Origin of the sequence: Thiothrix lacustris DSM 21227, assembly GCF_000621325.1 — a bacterium.
GTDB lineage: Bacteria > Pseudomonadota > Gammaproteobacteria > Thiotrichales > Thiotrichaceae > Thiothrix > Thiothrix lacustris.
This window is the reverse complement of sequence record NZ_KK211257.1, coordinates 39,327-57,347: the sequence shown is the minus strand read 5'-3', so window position 1 is coordinate 57,347 and position 18,021 is coordinate 39,327. Positions and strand designations below refer to the sequence as shown.

Annotated in this window: 16 protein-coding genes; 1 reads left to right on the top strand and 15 read right to left on the bottom strand. The window is 49.9% G+C overall.

What is annotated here, in order from left to right; translation table 11 throughout:
• Positions 1–89: 89 nt before the first annotated feature.
• Positions 90–509, top strand: a complete 420-nt coding sequence (locus Q394_RS0117005) for a hypothetical protein (protein ID WP_028490297.1) — start codon at positions 90–92, stop codon at positions 507–509.
• Here Q394_RS0117005 and lpxC read toward each other — a convergent pair.
• The 15 genes from lpxC to rsmH all read right to left on the bottom strand — a co-directional run bounded on the left by lpxC (position 506) and on the right by rsmH (position 18,016).
• Positions 506–1,423: a UDP-3-O-acyl-N-acetylglucosamine deacetylase gene (gene lpxC, locus Q394_RS0117000; protein ID WP_028490296.1), complete on the bottom strand. Its 918-nt coding sequence runs from the start codon at positions 1,421–1,423 to the stop codon at positions 506–508. The genes Q394_RS0117005 and lpxC overlap by 4 nt on opposite strands.
• A gap of 234 nt (positions 1,424–1,657) precedes the next feature.
• The gene (ftsZ, locus tag Q394_RS0116995) at positions 1,658–2,878 is read right to left on the bottom strand and encodes a cell division protein FtsZ (protein WP_028490295.1); all 1,221 of its coding nucleotides are present in this window, start codon (positions 2,876–2,878) and stop codon (positions 1,658–1,660) included.
• Positions 2,879–2,896: 18 nt separating this feature from the next.
• A complete protein-coding gene (ftsA, locus tag Q394_RS0116990; RefSeq protein WP_028490294.1) occupies positions 2,897–4,147 on the bottom strand; it encodes a cell division protein FtsA in 1,251 nt (416 codons plus the stop codon).
• A complete protein-coding gene (locus Q394_RS0116985) occupies positions 4,128–4,955 on the bottom strand; it encodes a cell division protein FtsQ/DivIB (RefSeq protein WP_028490293.1) in 828 nt (275 codons plus the stop codon). The genes ftsA and Q394_RS0116985 overlap by 20 nt, the downstream gene beginning before the upstream one ends.
• The gene (locus tag Q394_RS0116980; protein ID WP_028490292.1) at positions 4,955–5,875 is read right to left on the bottom strand and encodes a D-alanine--D-alanine ligase; all 921 of its coding nucleotides are present in this window, start codon (positions 5,873–5,875) and stop codon (positions 4,955–4,957) included. Before Q394_RS0116980 ends, Q394_RS0116985 begins: the two co-directional genes overlap by 1 nt.
• Entirely contained in the window at positions 5,872–7,305 is a 1,434-nt protein-coding gene (murC, locus tag Q394_RS0116975) for a UDP-N-acetylmuramate--L-alanine ligase (RefSeq protein WP_028490291.1), read from the bottom strand. The genes Q394_RS0116980 and murC overlap by 4 nt, the downstream gene beginning before the upstream one ends.
• Positions 7,302–8,429 carry an undecaprenyldiphospho-muramoylpentapeptide beta-N-acetylglucosaminyltransferase gene (murG, locus tag Q394_RS0116970; protein ID WP_281169659.1) on the bottom strand — a complete coding sequence of 376 codons (1,128 nt, stop codon included), beginning with the start codon at positions 8,427–8,429 and terminating at the stop codon, positions 7,302–7,304. Before murG ends, murC begins: the two co-directional genes overlap by 4 nt.
• Complete coding sequence (ftsW, locus tag Q394_RS0116965) at positions 8,422–9,654, bottom strand: putative lipid II flippase FtsW (RefSeq protein WP_028490289.1); 1,233 nt, start codon at positions 9,652–9,654, stop codon at positions 8,422–8,424. The genes murG and ftsW overlap by 8 nt, the downstream gene beginning before the upstream one ends.
• Entirely contained in the window at positions 9,651–11,000 is a 1,350-nt protein-coding gene (gene murD, locus Q394_RS0116960) for a UDP-N-acetylmuramoyl-L-alanine--D-glutamate ligase (protein ID WP_028490288.1), read from the bottom strand. Before murD ends, ftsW begins: the two co-directional genes overlap by 4 nt.
• Before the next feature lie 19 nt (positions 11,001–11,019).
• Positions 11,020–12,102 (bottom strand): phospho-N-acetylmuramoyl-pentapeptide-transferase, encoded by a 1,083-nt coding sequence (mraY, locus tag Q394_RS0116955; protein ID WP_028490287.1) that lies wholly within the window; start codon positions 12,100–12,102, stop codon positions 11,020–11,022.
• Entirely contained in the window at positions 12,102–13,463 is a 1,362-nt protein-coding gene (locus Q394_RS0116950) for a UDP-N-acetylmuramoyl-tripeptide--D-alanyl-D-alanine ligase (protein WP_028490286.1), read from the bottom strand. The genes mraY and Q394_RS0116950 overlap by 1 nt, the downstream gene beginning before the upstream one ends.
• Complete coding sequence (locus Q394_RS0116945) at positions 13,460–14,968, bottom strand: UDP-N-acetylmuramoyl-L-alanyl-D-glutamate--2,6-diaminopimelate ligase (RefSeq protein ID WP_028490285.1); 1,509 nt, start codon at positions 14,966–14,968, stop codon at positions 13,460–13,462. Before Q394_RS0116945 ends, Q394_RS0116950 begins: the two co-directional genes overlap by 4 nt.
• Positions 14,965–16,812 carry a peptidoglycan D,D-transpeptidase FtsI family protein gene (locus Q394_RS0116940; RefSeq protein ID WP_028490284.1) on the bottom strand — a complete coding sequence of 616 codons (1,848 nt, stop codon included), beginning with the start codon at positions 16,810–16,812 and terminating at the stop codon, positions 14,965–14,967. Before Q394_RS0116940 ends, Q394_RS0116945 begins: the two co-directional genes overlap by 4 nt.
• Entirely contained in the window at positions 16,809–17,081 is a 273-nt protein-coding gene (ftsL, locus tag Q394_RS0116935) for a cell division protein FtsL (RefSeq protein WP_028490283.1), read from the bottom strand. The genes Q394_RS0116940 and ftsL overlap by 4 nt, the downstream gene beginning before the upstream one ends.
• Positions 17,078–18,016: a 16S rRNA (cytosine(1402)-N(4))-methyltransferase RsmH gene (rsmH, locus tag Q394_RS0116930; RefSeq protein WP_028490282.1), complete on the bottom strand. Its 939-nt coding sequence runs from the start codon at positions 18,014–18,016 to the stop codon at positions 17,078–17,080. Before rsmH ends, ftsL begins: the two co-directional genes overlap by 4 nt.
• Between the last annotated feature and the right edge of the window lie 5 nt (positions 18,017–18,021).

Here is an 18,021-nt window from a genome sequence, read left to right as displayed (position 1 = left end):
AGTAAATCTCTTGGATTCCTCACAAACTCAAAAAGTGCGACCATAGCAGTTATCACAGAAGATCACAGATTTAGGGAAAGCTGAAGACGATGAAAAAAATCAATCAACTGATTAGTAGGGGTTTTGATGAAAAACTGCATCAAATTGACAGACTCACAGCAGTCATTTCTCATTTCTTTGCTATCCCTGTCGACAACCGTTTTTGGCCTTTACTGAAAAACCAACGTATAACACTCCTGACCGATGATCCTCATTTTGCTACACAAGCCCGCTTCCAGCAGCACTCATTGTGCAAATATTTAAGCAAACACTTAAACACTAACATTCGCGGCATTGATATTAAGGTGATAGGGCTACACCTTGCAAGCGTTGAGCAAAAAACGGGCATGTACAAGCTATCTAACAATGCTGCAAATATCATGCAAAGCATAGCACAAGGCATTGATGATAAAGAACTTAGGGATGCTATTATTCACCTAGCCAAGACAGCCAGCCACTCTCAGACTTAAATACCCGCAAAAGCATAACTATCAGCAAAAATAACCTGTTCTTTTTGTTTTTCAGGCAATGTCACCATCTCCCATGCATCTTGTTGCTGGAGTAACTCACGAGCCAATAAGTTATTAATTGCGTGGCCAGACTTATGACCTTGATAAGCACCAATAATACCATGACCTAAGGTATACAAATCACCAATGGCATCCAGAATTTTATGCCGAATGAATTCATCGCTATAACGCAAGCCATCCTGATTTAATACCCGAAACTCATCCAACACAATGGCATTTTCAAGACTGCCACCCAAGCCTAAATTACGGGAACGTAACATCTCCACATCACGCATAAAACCAAACGTCCGAGCGCGAGCAATTTCACTGGCATAAGCCTGATGTGAAAAGTCAATCTCCAATGATTGAGCAGTGGCACTCACCGCTGGATGATCAAATTCAATTTCAAAACTGGCCTTAAAACCTGCATAGGGCAACAACTTTGCCCAACCATTACCGCGACTAGCCTCAAGAGGCTTCTTGATACGGATAAACCGCTTAGGTGCTTTAAGTTCTTCGATACCGGTAGATAACAATAGATACAAAAAGGGGGCTGCACTACCATCCATAATAGGAATTTCGGCGGCATCTAAATCAACATAGAGATTATCAATGCCCAAACCAGCTAAGGCCGATAACAAATGCTCAATGGTTGACACTTTGGCATCTTTATCAATCAAAGCGGTGCATAACATCGTTTCCCCCACGCGCTCAGGGTGAAGCTCTATCAAGACAGGAGGAGTTATGTCCACCCGACGAAACACAATGCCGGTATTGGATGGGGCGGGTCGTAAAGTCATTGAGACTTTTTTACCTGAGTGCAAGCCGATACCAATAGTTGATACCGTTGCTTTCAATGTCCTTTGCCTTAACAAGTTAGACTCCCGTTCGTTGTTGGCGCGTTATTTTTTAGAATAGATGAATTCTAGTCGATTTGACTTGTTAGAGTCTGAACAAGTTTCAACAAACACCTAAAACTACTTCAAAATCCACCTACGCAGGTAGCATTTCTTAAAATATTGCGCACTCAACAACCCTATCGGCACTGAGGAAAATGCCTCAGTGCCGCGACGGGCATGTCGATTTGTCAATAATAACCACTAAAAAGCTTAGTCAGCCTGCTTCCGCAGGAAGGCTGGGATATCCAAACTGCTTTCACTGCCACGGGAAGTGTAACTGGTAGAGTCCCGACCAGAACTGTAGGGCTTCACACCCGGAATATCCCGTGCTAGCTCAACAGGAGGTAAATCCCGAACACGATTGCGCTGCTCATTCATCACCGCTTGTTGCTGGGCATGACGATCCATCCCCCGATGAACAGGCTGTTGCTGGCTCACGACGGAGAGTGATGGACGTGCCGCCGTCGTAAGACCTGCTTCTTCCAATCCAGTAGCCACAATAGTGACACGGATTTTATCGCCCAAATCCTGATTCAAGGTCGTACCGATAATCACATTTGCATCATCAGCGGCAAACTGCCCCACCACAGAACCTACTTCTTCAAACTCATGCATGGTCATATCCATGCCACCACTGATACTGACCAGAATGCCATGAGAACCATCTAAACGAATATCTTCCAACAACGGGCTAGAGATAGCCATCTGGGCAGCTTTAGAAGCACGGTCTTCACCTTGTGCTTCACCAGAACCCATCATGGTCACACCACCATTACACATGACTGCTCGCACGTCAGCAAAGTCCACGTTGATCAGACCGGGATTGGTAATCAACTCTGCAATACCTTGTACCGCTTTCAGCAGAACATCATTCGCCGCTTCAAACGCTGACATCAAGGAAACATTTTTACCTAAAGAAGTCAGCAATTTTTGGTTCGGAATGGTGATCAATGAATCCACATGCTTGTGTAACTCCGCGATACCCGCATCGGCGGATTTCTTGCGACGTGCACCCTCCATCAGGAAAGGCCGCGTCACAACCGCAACCGTCAGGATACCCATGTCACGCGCAATTTCAGCGATAACCGGCGCCGCACCCGTGCCTGTGCCACCACCCATACCAGCGGTGATAAATAACATATCGGTACCACTCACCAGTTCCTTAATACGCTCACGGTCTTCAATCGCAGCTTCACGCCCGATTTCAGGGTTTGCGCCCGCCCCCAGACCTTTGGTCAGGGAAGTACCCAGTTGCAGGATGCTTTTCACGCCAATCCCAGTGAGTGCTTGGGAATCGGTATTGGCACAAATGTATTCGACACCTTCGATACCAGATGCCAACATGTGCTTGACAGCATTGCCGCCGCCGCCACCAACACCGATAACTTTGATTGCAGCACCTTTCGCTGCACTATCCATTAATTCAAACATGCCCGTACTCTCCGACTGTTAAAAATTACCGTTAAACCAATTTTTCAAACGATCCCACCAGCTATCTTCTGTCGATGACATAACACTCACTGTGTTAGAGCCGTTTCGCTTGGTTCCATATACCTGCTGTGCCATTCCGTACAACAGTAGTCCTACCCCAGTGGAATGGATAGGGTTTTCGACTTCACCACGTAAACCACCAATATTCCGGGGCATACCGATCCGTACTGGCATGTGAAAAACCTCCTCAGCCAACTCACGCACACCTCGCATTTTCGAGGATCCGCCTGTCAGCACAATGCCTGCACCAATTCGTTCTTCATAACCGCTGCGACGCAGCTCCTGAAGCACGAGTGAAAACAATTCTTCGTAGCGGGGTTCGATCACCGAGGCCAAAGTCTGCATCGACAGACTACGCGGTTCACGTTCACCCACTCCTGGCACTTCAATCAGCTCATCTTCCTCCACTAACTGACGCAATGCCCGCCCGTATTTAATTTTAATTTCTTCCGCGTGCTGGGTCGGCGTTCTGACGGCCACCGCGATATCATTCGTCACCTGATCACCCGCAATCGGAATGACAGCGGTATGGTGAATCGAACCATTCATGAACACCGCAATGTCACTGGTACCACCACCAATATCGACCAGACACACGCCCAATTCTTTTTCATCTTCCTCCAGCACCGCGTAGCTAGACGCAACCTGCTCAAGAATAATGTCTTCAACATGCAAGCCACAACGCTCGACACACTTGACCAGATTCTGAGCAGCACTGTGAGCAGCGGTCACTAAATGCACGCGTGCCTCTAACCTCACGCCTGACATACCAACTGGCTCGCGGATACCTTCTTGCTGGTCGATCACGTACTCTTGGGGCAGTACATGCAAAATACGTTGATCCGCTGGAACAGCCACAGCACGAGCAGCATCCATGACACGCTCTACATCATTGAGCGTCACTTCCTTGTCTTTGATCGCAACAATGCCATGTGAGTTGAGGCTACGAACATGACTACCAGCGATACCCACGTACACGGTACGGATCTGAATACCAGCCATCAATTCGGCTTCTTCGACTGCCCGTTGAATCGACTGGATGGTGGATTCAATATTAACCACCACCCCTTTTTTCATCCCTCGTGAAGGGTATGAACCGATTCCGATAATTTCCAAACGACCCACATCATTGATTTCACCGACCAGAGCCACCACTTTCGAGGTTCCCAGATCCAGCGCTACAATCACATTATGCTCTTTCTTTGACATCACTCACTCCTGTGACTCCGTCCATTGAATCCCGCGAGCCGACTGGGGATTTTTTCCATTCTACGGCAAAACCGTTGGTGTAACGTAGATCAACCCGACGTACATTACTTAGCTTTTTAGCCAATTCCTGTTGAAATCCAACCCTAAATCGTTGCATTCGCCGTGCCTGATCCTCACTACCGATCATGACTTCTGGCCCATCTTTAATCTTGATTCGCCACGAACCACTTTCATCCTCGGTCAATTCAGACAGCTCCAACGGCAAGCCTTTCAGCCACTCTTTGACCTCAAGATAACGCTCAGCCATCTCTCGACCATTGTCTTGCGGACTGTAGAGCGTTGGAAACACCCCTCGCATGGAGGGTAATTCTGCAACAAATAACTCACCGTATTGGTTCATTAAGCGCTCACGCCCCCAAAAAGCCACCGGGCGCTGCTCCTCAATACCAATAATCAAGTGATCAGGCCATGCTTTGCGTAAGGTAACTGAACGTATCCACGGTAACGTTTCGATATCAGCCCTTAAGGTGTCCGTATCCAACAAATACAGATTAGTTTGCTTGTATTTATCAATAACTGCCTGTAAATCTACATCTTTGATAAATTTACGGTCGCCTTGAAGATCAATCCGACTAATGGACAGATTTTCCGGGTTATTCAACATTGCACGCCCACCCAACACGCCAGCCAACAACATTAAGGCCACAATAAACGCCGCTATTAGCTTCAGCAAACCCGGTGGAATATCCGCCAGATGGAAGCCAGGTTGGGAACGCTTATGTGCTGTTTGGCGACGCGGTGATGCCATTACAACGTGGTCTCCAAGATGCGCACAACCAGCGCGTTAAAATCCATACCAAGAGCACGAGCACCCATTGGAACCAAACTATGATCGGTCATACCGGGGTTCGTATTGACCTCAATCAACCATGCATGACCTTGGGCATCACGCATCATATCCACACGTCCCCAGCCACGCCCACCGACAGCGGCAAACGCCTGCTGTGCCAGCAATTGCATAGCCTGCTCTTCTGACGCATCCAAGCCGCATGGGCAGAAATAACGCGTATCATTGGAAATATACTTAGCCTGATAGTCATAAAACTCACCCGGCACTTCCAAACGAATCAGCGGGAATGACTCACCTGCAACGATACCAGCGGTATATTCAGCACCAGTCACCCATTGCTCAGCAATCACCACCGCACTGCACTCAGCCGCTTTGCGGTAAGCATCAGCCAAATCATCAGCCAGTTTCACTTTGCTCATGCCAATGCTAGAACCTTCCGTGGCTGGCTTCACCATCAATGGCAAACCCAATTCAGCGACCACTGCGGTAAAATCAGTATCCGCCGTCAACACGCGATAAGCAGGCGTTGGTAGACCTGCACCTGCCCACACCCGCTTGGTCATGAGCTTATCCATACTGATAGCAGAAGCCATCACGCCACAACCGGTATAAGGTATACCAAGCACCTCTAAAGCACCTTGCAACACCCCATCTTCACCACCAGCACCGTGCAATATATTAAATACACGATCGAAGCCACCTTCTTGAAGTATCTTAATAATGTTACGGTCAACGTCAATACCGTGGGCATCCACACCACTTGCCTGCAAAGCAGCCAATACCGCCGCGCCACTTTTCAAGGAAATCGGGCGTTCTGCTGCCCAGCCACCGTAAAGTACGGCTACTTTCCCGAATTTATTATGTAACGTTACACTCATTCAGTATCACTCTTCATGGCAAGTTTTTCTGGTAAACCCGCAGCCAACGCACCAACGCTGCCCGCCCCCTGAGTCAGGATCACATCACCATCCTGCAACACATGCTTGAGGACACCCGGCACGTCTTCCACATCCGTCACGAAAATCGGATCAACTTTTCCCCGAATACGGATGGCACGCGCCAACGCCCGCCCATCAGCGCCGGGAATCGGCTGCTCACTGGCTGGGTAAACATCCATCAACACCAGCACATCGGTTTCCGACAACACTTGCGCGAAATCTTCAAACAAATCACGGGTACGGGTGTAACGGTGTGGCTGGAATACCTGCACCACACGGCGCGTCGGCCAAGCATTACGTACCGCATCCATCGTCGCCTTCATTTCACGCGGGTGATGACCATAATCATCCACCAATGTTGCGTTCTTGCCGGGGGCAAAGGTAATGTCGCCGTATTGCTGGAAGCGGCGGCCTACCCCATCAAACTTGCGTAAACCATCCACGATGGCTTGGTCAGACACATCCAATTCCGCCGCAATCGCAATCGCCGCCAAGGCATTCAGCACGTTATGCCGCCCCGGTAAATTCAGCACGATGTCTAGGTTGCGGTCGCCTTTCACGCAATGCACGTTGAAATGGCTTTCCGTGCCCACAAAGCGCACATTGGTTGCCTGCACATCCGCTTCCTGATCAATCCCGTAAGTGACGATCGGACGACCGACTTCCGGCAGAATTTCGCGCACATACTCATCATCCACACACAACACCGCCAAGCCATAAAAAGGCAGGTGATGCAGGAATTCGATAAAAGTTTGCTTCAGCTTGTTGAAGTCACCGCCGTAAGTCGACATGTGGTCTTCATCAATATTCGTCACCACCGCAATCATCGGTTGCAGGAACAGGAATGACGCATCGCTTTCATCCGCCTCGGCCACCAGATACTCGCCCGTACCCAGCTTGGAATTGCTCGCAGAACTGTTAAGTTTGCCACCAATCACGTAGGTCGGATCCATGCCGCCCTCAACCAACAGGCTGGTGGTCAGACTGGTCGTCGTAGTCTTGCCGTGAGTACCTGCAACTGCAATCCCTTGGCGGAAACGCATCAGCTCCGCCAACATTTCTGCACGGCGTACAATCGGCAAGCGCTTTTCACGCGCCGCGATAATCTCCGGGTTGTTATTGTCAATCGCGGTAGACACCACGATAACATCCGCACCTTCAACGTTTTCCGCCGCGTGACCTTTGTAAACAGTGATACCCAGCGATTGCAGACGGCGTGTCATCGCCCCTTCTGCCACGTCAGAACCGGATACTTTGTAGCCCAAATTCGCGACCACCTCGGCAATACCGCCCATCCCCGCACCACCGATACCGATGAAATGTAGCCGGTTAATGCGTTTGCGAGCGAGATCGTCCTTGCCTATCTTCATTGTTGTTTTCCTGCTTGGTTGTCGAAGTCATAACCGGCATAGGCCGCGCAAATGGCGGCGACTTGTGCCGTCGCATGGGGCTTTGCCAATGCACGGGAAGCCTCGCTCATCTGCCGCAAGCTAACGCGGTCAGTACATAAATCTTTCAATACACCTGCCAGCTTTTCCGCCGTCAGATCCTGCTGCTGAATCAGCAAGGCCGCGCCATGATCCGCCAGAAACTTACCGTTAGCGGTTTGATGATCATCCACCGCATAAGGGTAAGGCACCAGCACCGCCGCGACACCTGCCGCCGCCAATTCCGCAATGGTCAACGCACCGGCACGGCAAATCACCAAATCCGCCCAGCCATAGGCTTCAGCCATGTCCTCAATGAAAGGCATCACCTCCGCATCCACGCCCGCTGCGGCGTATTGGCTACGCGCTTCGTCGATATTTTTCACACCAGCCTGATGACGCACTACCGGACGAAGCGTGCTATCCAGTTGTGCCAAGGCTTGCGGAACCCTTTGGTTCAACGCCTGCGCCCCCAGACTGCCACCGACCACCAGTACATGCACTGGCTCGTCATCACGGTCAGCTAAACGCTCCCGTGGTGCAGGCAGGCTGGCAATATCCAGCCGTACCGGGTTGCCGGTCGCCATCACGTTCTGGCTGCTGGCAAACGTACCCGGAAAACCTTCCAGCACTCGGCGGCTAACTCGCGATAGCAACTTATTGGTCAAACCTGCCACCGCATTCTGCTCATGGATCACCACAGGCGTACCCAGCAAGGCTGCCACCAAACCACCGGGGCCTGCGACGAAACCGCCCATGCCCAATATCGCTGCGGGCTTGTGCTTGCGCATGATTTGCAGCGACTGCCACAAAGCGCGAATCAAATTGACTGGCGCCATCAACAGCGTTTGCCAGCCTTTGCCGCGCAACGCATTCACCTCCAGCCACGCCATCTCGATACCGGCCTCAGGAATCACCCGCGCCTCTAAACCCTTACGGGTTCCCATCCACACAACGGGAATCCCTTGAGCTATCAACGCTCGTGCTACGGCCAGACCGGGGTATACATGGCCGCCGGTACCACCAGCAGTAATCATAATGGGGCGTTGGGTTCTGGTATTATTCACCACGAGCTGTCCTCTTGATCGCACGCACTTTTTTAGGTTTCGGTGTACGCTGCTCCGGTACACCAAACTGGCTAAGCTGAGTCTCACGATGCACCCGCATCAATAAAGCCATTGCCGCCAACGTAATCATCAAGCTACTGCCACCGTAACTCATCAGTGGCAACGTCAATCCTTTGGGTGGCAACACAGCCAGATTCACCCCAATATGCAAGATGACCTGAAACCCTATCCAGAAACCGATACCATAAGCCACGTAAGCCCCAAAGTGCTTACCCACCTTATCCGCTTGAAAACCAATGACAAATGCCCGCATAACCAACCAGCCATACAGGCTCAAGACAATCAACATCCCGATAAAACCAAACTCTTCCGCTAATATCGAGAAAATAAAGTCATTGTGAGCTTCTGGCAGGTAAAACAACTTCTGGATACCACCTCCCAGCCCATTCCCAAACCAGCCACCATCACCAATCGCCATCAAGGCATGGACAGTTTGATACCCTTTATCCGCCTCATGCGCCCACGGGTTGATCAAAGCATCCCAACGGGCACTGCGATAACCCATCATCGACACCGGAATCATTACCAGTATTGCCCCACCCAGCAGGATTCCCAGACGTTTCAAAGGCACGCCACCCAGGAACAATAACGACAAGCCAGTGACAAAAATAACAATCGTTGAACCAAAGTCAGGCTCTAACAATAATAAACCACCTGTTATGCCGAGCACTAACAGAGGAATCAACAGCGGTCGATGCGATTTGGATAAGGACAAATCTTTCCCATGTCGGATCAGATAACCAGACAAATACAACAACATGATCAGCTTAGCCATCTCTGACACTTGCACCGCCATAAAACCAAAGTTTAACCAGCGGCGACTACCATTCACTTCTTTGCCAATCCCCGGTATCAACACCAATACCAACAATGCAAGCACAATCGGCAACAAACGCACGCCGAGTTGCTGCCAAAAATCGACTCTGATTTGATACATGACGATTGCAAGGATCACCCCCATCGCCAAGTAAAACGTCTGACGTTGTAGATAAAAATACGGGTCGTCATATTGTTTTTGCGCCACCCACATCGATGCAGATGCCAAGATAACAACACCAATACCGATAATGGCTAATAACGCTAGAAGCAAATCACGATCGATATAACGCGCCCACGGATTATCATGATCCAAAGCATCCATCGGCATAGGCGGCTGCAAGCTCATGGCAAGCTCCTCACCGCATCACTGAACACCTCACCACGGTGAACATAGCTTTTAAACATATCAAAACTGGCACACGCAGGGGAAAGCAACACATTATCACCGGCTTGAGCCAGTTCTGCGGCATTCAACACTGCCTCCGCCATATCATGAGCGAACACGTAAGGTGCATAACCTTCCACCACTGCTGCCAGCTTGTCACGGTCTTCACCGATCAACACCAGCGCCCGTGCCTTGTCAGCCGCCACCCAACGCAACGGTGCAAAATCAGCACCCTTACCTTGACCGCCTGCAATCAACACCGTTTTGCCGGGTAGCCCCGCCAAAGCAGCCAACGTTGCCCCTACATTTGTCCCTTTGGAATCGTTATACCAATTCACCCCATGGCGTTCACGCACCCACTGGGTACGGTGCGACAGCCCCGTGAACTCACGTAACGCCGCCAACATCCCCTCAAGAGGAATACCAGCAGCCTCGCCCAATGCCAGCGCTGCCAGTGCATTCGCATAGTTATGATCGCCTGGCAATTTCATCTCATCAACAGCCAGCAGCAAGGTTTCACCCTTTGCCAACCAACGTTTACCCGCATGGTTACGGATGCCGTACTGACCAGCAGCAGGCTCATCAAGACCAAAACTGATTCTACTGCCATAAACAGCATTATCCGCTAAATTAATAACCACCGTATCGTCACGATTTACCACCGCACATCCACAATGCTGGTACACCACTTGCTTTGCTGCGGCATAATCGACGAAGCTGGGGTATCGATCCATGTGGTCTTCGCTGACGTTTAAAACGACCGAAGCAACTGCCTTCAAAGACTGAGTTGTTTCTAACTGAAAGCTAGAAAGCTCCATCACATATAAATCTGGGGTGGGTTTCTCCAGCAAATCCAACGCTGAATACCCAAGATTTCCGCCAGCATACGAAACCATACCGGCTTTTTTCGCCATCAGATCCACCAACGTCGTCACGCTACTTTTGCCGTTGGAACCACTAATCGCAATCACAGGCGCTTTGGCTTCACGCACAAATAACTCGATATCGCCAATGAGTGACGCACCGCGCTCACCCGCCGCGCGAATCTCAGGGGTAGCAATCGCAATACCGGGGCTAACCACCAAAGTAGCCGCCGCCGTAAACCACTGCGAGACTTCTGCAAATGCACCAAAGAAGTAAGGTATATCAGGGAATTGAACGAATAACTCATCCTTACCGGGTGGATTTGCACGACTATCCACCACAGCAAAAGCCACGCCCTGTGCGTGCAAATGACGTGCAACCGACAAGCCGGTCTGACCAAGGCCAACCACCAACGTTTCCCAATTGTGTATTTGCGTTGTCATACTTGCCTACCCGTTCACCTTAGCGAATCTTCAAGGTTGCCAAACCAATCATCACCAAAATAACCGTGATGATCCAGAAACGAACAATAACCCGTGGCTCAGGCCAGCCCTTTTTCTCGTAGTGATGATGCAAGGGAGCCATACGAAAGATCCGCTTCCCTCCCGTTGCCTTAAAGTAACCGACTTGCAAAATGACCGAGAGTGTTTCCAATACGAAAACACCGCCCATGATTGCCAATACGATTTCCTGACGCACCACTACCGCGACAATACCAAGCGCCGCACCCAGTGCCAGTGCGCCGACATCGCCCATGAATACTTGCGCGGGATACGTGTTAAACCACAAGAACCCCAATCCAGCACCAAAAATAGCCGCACAAAATACGACTAACTCACCCACACCTGCTATGCGCGGCACACCCAAATATTGGGAAATGGTCGCATGACCACTGACATAGGCAAAAATAGCCAAACCACCTGCCACCATAATAGTCGGCATAATCGCCAAACCATCCAACCCATCGGTTAGATTCACTGCATTACTAGAACCAACCACGACCAAATAGACCCACGGGATAAACAACCAGCCCATCTGCCAATGAGCTTCCTTGAATACAGGCAGGAAAAAAGTCGTTTCAGCGGGCGTATTCGCAGCAAAAAACAAATAGAAAGCCACGGCGAACCCGATCACACTCAAGCCCACGTATTTCTGTTTGGCTGTCAGCCCCAGATTACGGCGATGCTTAAGTTTAATGTAATCATCTAAACCACCCACCAAGCCAAAACCCAGCGTGACAAATAGCACCACCCACACGTAATGATTATCCAAATCAGCCCACAGCAAGGTAGCGACTGCAATGGCCAAAATAATCATGACACCACCCATGGTGGGTGTTCCCGCTTTCATTTGATGTTGAGGACCATCCTCACGGATATACTGACCAATTTTCAAGCGAGTCAGGGCACGAATCATTCCAGGCCCTGTCCACAAAGCAATAAATAAAGCCGTCAACAACCCCATAATCGCCCGCAGCGTCAAATACTGAAAGACACTGAAGCCACGGTAGTATTCACTCAGAAATTCAAATAGCCAAACCAACATTACGCGGCCTCCTTCACAATCACGGTGGTCAAGGCATCGACTACCCGCTCCATCCGTGCAGAACGTGAACCTTTTACCAACACCGTATCACCGGGCTGTAAGTCCTCATCCAATGATGCCAGTAACGCCTCTAAATCATTAAAAGCCCGTTGTGGCTGACCAAATGCTACACTAGCATTGGCACTCAATTTACCCAAGGTGTACAGCGCATCAATGCCAGCCGCTGCCGCCTGATGGCCAATCGCGGTGTGGAGTTGCTCACCTGTATTACCTAATTCGCCCATATCACCCAATACCAAAATCTTTCTACCCTGTAAGCCCGCTAAAACACCCACCGCAGCCGCTGTCGAACTAGGGTTAGCATTGTAAGTATCATCAATGACTCTACCACTATGCTTACCTGCTTTAGGATTTAAACGCCCTTTAACAGGTTGTAGCGATTCCAGCCCTTGACGAACTGTATCGAGCTCTACCCCTAATGCCAGTGCTGCTGCCGTTGCCGCTAAAGCATTTAGCATATTATGACGCCCCAGCAACTTTAGATTAACTGGAAGGATTTGCTCATTGACCTGTAAATAGAAGGGTGTATTAATATCACTCCCACCACGGACATCCGCCGCATTATCCAAACCAAAGCTAATCACCTGACGACCTTGATTCAACCCACGCCAATAATCAGCATACGTATCGTCTGCATTAATGATAGCTACACCTGACTGAACAAGTCCGTTGAAAATTTCACCTTTAGCGCGAGACACCCCAGCAATATCACCAAAACCCTCTAAATGTGATGCACCCGCATTATTAATAATCGCGACATCCGGGCAAGCGATTTGTGTAAGGTAATCAATCTCTCCAAAGTGATTTGCTCCCATTTCGATCACAGCGAACCTATCGGTATCGCGCAAACGCAGCAAGGTTAAGGGCATTCCAATGTCATTATTCAGATTACCGGCAGTAGCAAGGGTATTCCCTTGCAACGCCAAAATCGCAGCTAGCATTTCCTTCAACGTGGTCTTGCCATTACTCCCGGTCAAGCCAACCAGCGGAGACTGGAAGCGCTGACGCCAAGCTGCCGCTAGCCTACCTAAGGCCAAACGCACATCGTCCACCACTACTTGTGGGATATCAGCATCCACAGCATGTGACACCAAAGCCGCACTGGCCTTACCAGCCACTTGCGGCACAAAATCATGGGCATCGAAACGTTCCCCCTGCAAAGCAAGGAACAAATCACCGGCTTGCACTGCGCGGGAATCACGCTCGACCCGCTCAAGCAGCACATTCTGAGCAAGCTCAAAGGGAACATTCAGCGTCCCCCCCGTCATGCTAGCGATATCTGCCAACGTTAACCATGTCATACACCACACTCCTGCAAGGCTTGCGCTGCCTGAATGCGATCATCAAACGGCACAGTACCGTGTGCTAAAATTTGTACGGTTTCGTGTCCCTTACCGGCAATTAATACCGTATCACCGGGTTGTGCCTGCCGAATAGCTAAGCGAATCGCTTGTGCACGGTCATGCTCTACTGTCACGCCCACTTTATTATTGATGCCTTGCATAATGTCCTCAAATATCTGCTGCGGATTTTCCGAGCGCGGATTATCGTCGGTTATGATCACTACGTCAGCATCAGATTCTGCTATTTTTGCCATGAGGGGACGTTTCCCCCTATCGCGGTCACCACCGCAACCGAAAACACACAGTAATCGCCCCCGTGTATGCACCCGCACCGCTTTCAACACTTGCTGCAACGCACCGGGTGTATGCGCATAATCCACCACCACTAACGGCTGTTCGCCGCGCACAGTCGATGCAACCCGCTCCATACGCCCCGGCACAACCCAAACGTGTTGCAAACGCTGCAAAGCATCCGACCATTGCAAGCCTTTCGCCAATAACACGCCTAAGGCAGCCAGTAGATTATGCAAATTAAACTGCCCTAACACCGGCGCTTGCAGAGTACCCTCACCCTGAGCACCACTCACAGTGGCACGAATACCCACATGATCAAAAACTGGAGCTGTGGCCACCAACGTACCCGCAGGGTAATCCTCAACCTTACCAACACCGTAACCGATGACATGAATAGACTGAGCGGATAATTCACCTGCTAAACGCAGCCCGAACGCATCATCCAAGTTTAGCACCACGGTTTTCAGGTCAGGCCAATGAAACAGCTTACGTTTGGCTTCTGCATAGGCTTCGACAGTGCCGTGATAATCCAGATGATCACGGGTCAAATTGGTCAAGACTGCCACATCAAAACGGATACCGTTAACCCTACCCTGATCCAACGCATGGGAGGATACTTCCATCGCTACCGCATCAAAGCCTGTGTCCCGTAAGTCACGCAATAAGGCATGAACAGTCAGCGCATCCGGCGTGGTATGGGTGGCAGGCCGCAAAGCACCTGGCATACCAATACCCAATGTACCGATGACAGCCGTTGCGTGAGTACCCATGACGGTTTCTGCATTCAACGCTTCTGCAACAAAATGGCTGACAGAGGTTTTACCATCCGTGCCCGTTACCCCTATCATGAACAATTCGGCACTAGGGGCAGCATTAAAACGGTCAGCGAGCATACCTAAATGCTCTTGCAAGGAAGGTATGGCCACCAAATCAACCGACAAGGCTGGCTGTTGTAAACCTTCTTCTGGCTCAAACAGCACGACGACCGCCCCTGCCTGTACAGCGGATTCTGCATAACTCAAGCCATGTTGACGTGTGCCACGCAAAGCAACAAAAGCCATGCCTGGCTGAACATGACGATTATCCAGCGTCAGGCCATTCACCTGAATATCAGGCACAGACTCGACAATACCCTGTAACAGGGTACGCAGGGAAAGCGATCGATTCATGTTGCGCCTCCAGTCTTGACTGCTGCTTGTTTTTCATTAGGCAAATTATCAGGTGGCACATCCAGCAACCGCAGCGCTTCTGCCATCACTTTGGAAAAGACGGGGGCAGCAGCACGTCCACCACTGTCATCAACTTTTGGTTCATCAATCTGTACCGCGACGACTAAACGCGGATTGCTGGCCGGTGCAACCCCAATAAAGCTGGTCAGGTAACGGTCATCACGGTACTTACCATCAATATATTTATAAGCAGTGCCCGTTTTACCCGCGATACGGTAACCCTCTACCATAGCCTTTTCACCCGTTCCGCCTTTCTGCACCACCGCTTCCATCATACGTAACACAGAACGTGCTGTGTCTGGGCTCATTACCTGTTGCCCCATATTAGGCTGATCCAACTTATAGATAGAGACCGGCATCAGCACACCATTGGCAGCGAACGGCGTGTAAGCATGGGTAATTTGCAATAAACTGGATGACAAACCATAGCCATAACCATGAGAAGCACGATCAACCTTTCCCCATTGTGTATAGCTACCAAGTTGGCCTGCCGTTTCCCCTGAAAAGCCTGCATTGGGTACACGCCCAAAGCCCACACGACTGAGGAACATCCACTGATCACGTGCATTCATCAGTAGTGCCACCCTGCTAGCACCAACGTTGCTGGATTTTGCCAATAATGTCGGCAAACTAATCGAACCGTAATCTTTAGGATCTTTGACGCGATATTTACCAAAATTGATTACACCCGGTGAAGTATTAATCTCCACATCAGGCCCGATAACACGCGCCTCCAATGCAGCAGCAATCGTCAAAGGCTTAATGGTAGAACCCGGTTCCGACTTATCCGTTACAGCACGATTACGGTAGAGAGAAGGTTTCAGCTCTTTACGGTTATTAGGGTTGAATGATGGCACATTCGCCATTGCCAGTATTTCACCGGTATGTGCATCCAGCACAACCACAGAACCCGCCTTGGCATTTAATAGTGATACTTGGGTTTTTAACTCTTTGTACGCCAGATATTGAATGCGACGGTCAATACTCAGCTGTACATCCTGCCCAGGCTGCACCTCTTCCATACTGATAACACTTTCAACCAGCTTACCTTTAGCGTCGCGCACGACGCGCGTCTTGCCATTTTTTCCTGCCAGTTGCTCATTGCGAGCTTTTTCAATGCCCTCAATACCACCGCCATCAATATTGGTCATACCCACTACATGACCCGCTGTTTCAGCCAATGGGTAATAACGGCGATATTCACGCGTTACCGCAACGCCGGGCAAATCCAAATCGAGAATAGCCTGAGCGGATTCCAAAGAAAGTTGCCGTCCTAGATAGAAAAATTGCTTGTCACTAGCCTCAGTCAATTTTTGTTCTAGTTCACCGGGCTGCATTTCCAATTCTTGCTCAATATGGCGTAAACCCTCATCCAACTTAGCCAACTTTTCAGCAGCGACTTCTCGCTCGCCTCGGGCAATCGCGTAAGCTTCTTGCTCGGAAGCCTTCGCTTGTGTAGAGGGTGCATCACCCAGTATTTGAGCCGCTTGATGGCGTAAATCTTCTTGAGCCTTCAACAGGTCTTGTGGATTACACCACAATGATGAAACAGGCGAGCTAATCGCCATCGGCTCGCCATTACGGTCTGTGATCATGCCACGGTAAGCGGGCACAGTAACGACACGCATTTGGCGTTTATCTGCTTGCTGTTGCAGCCATTCCTGCTGAAAAACCTCCAGCCATGCAGCACGCAACATCAAAATACCAATCACCACCAACAATGCCAGCATCAGGAATAAACGCCTACCCTGAAAAATAGGTGACTTCAATTGTCTGCGCTTCACTCGCGTATTACCTTAATATTATCGGCGGAGGGTTTTTGCATATTCAGCACCTCTTTAGAACGGTTTTCTACATGCACCTGATTCAATAGCGTGCTTTGCTCCAACTTCAATCGACTCCAATCAGCGCTTAACTCATCCCGCTCTTTTTCTAGATGCTGTAACTCTGCAAATAACTCACGCGAATGATGTCGATTGGTAACAACCAGCAATGACATTCCAATAACCAATAAATACAACAGTAACAAGCCTAGTAAACGGCCACGACTCATGCAGTACGCTCCCCTACTCGCATGATAGCACTACGAGAACGGACATTACCGGATACCTCTGCATCAGAAGCACGTTGTGCCTTACCGACTAATTGCATAGGGGGCTGAAAAAAGGTGGGCATCACCGGCAAGCCTTTAGGCAAGCGCGGCGGTGAAGACACATCGCGAAAAAAGTGCTTCACAATGCGATCTTCCAATGAGTGGAAGCTAATAACAACCAAGCGTCCTTCAGGAGCAAGGTATTCAAGGGTTTGCTGTAAGCACGCCTCAACATCATCAAGTTCTTGGTTTACTTTGATACGAATAGCCTGAAAACTACGCGTAGCGGGGTTTTTGCCAGGTTCACGTTTACGTATAACACTCGCAATCAAGTCTGCTAGCTGTGTGGTGGTTTGTAATGGATTTTGTGTACGCACCCGCACAATTTCCTTCGCTATTTGGCGAGAGAAACGCTCTTCACCATAACGCCACAGCACATCGACGATAGCGGCCTCATCTGCCTGATTTAACCACTGCGCCGCGCTTTCACCCCGAGAAGTATCCATTCTCATATCCAGCAGCCCTTCACGCATAAAGCTAAAGCCACGTTCAGCATCATCTAATTGCGGGGAAGAAACACCAAGATCCAGCAAGATGCCTTGAATTTTCTCATTAATACCGGCATCAATGAGTGCTTCTGGAAAATCTCTAAACGAACCATGCCACACATGAACGCGCGGATCATCTGCATAACGTTGACGAGCATGTTCGATCGCGACCGGGTCTTTATCGATCACGATCAAACGGCCATTCACACCGAGATACTCCAAAATCAGAGCAGAATGCCCTCCTCGGCCGTAAGTACCATCGACGTAAACGCCCGCACTTTGAATATTTAAAGCTGACACTGCCTCTGGCAATAATACCGTGTCATGTTTCCACAGCGGATCAATCACTATAT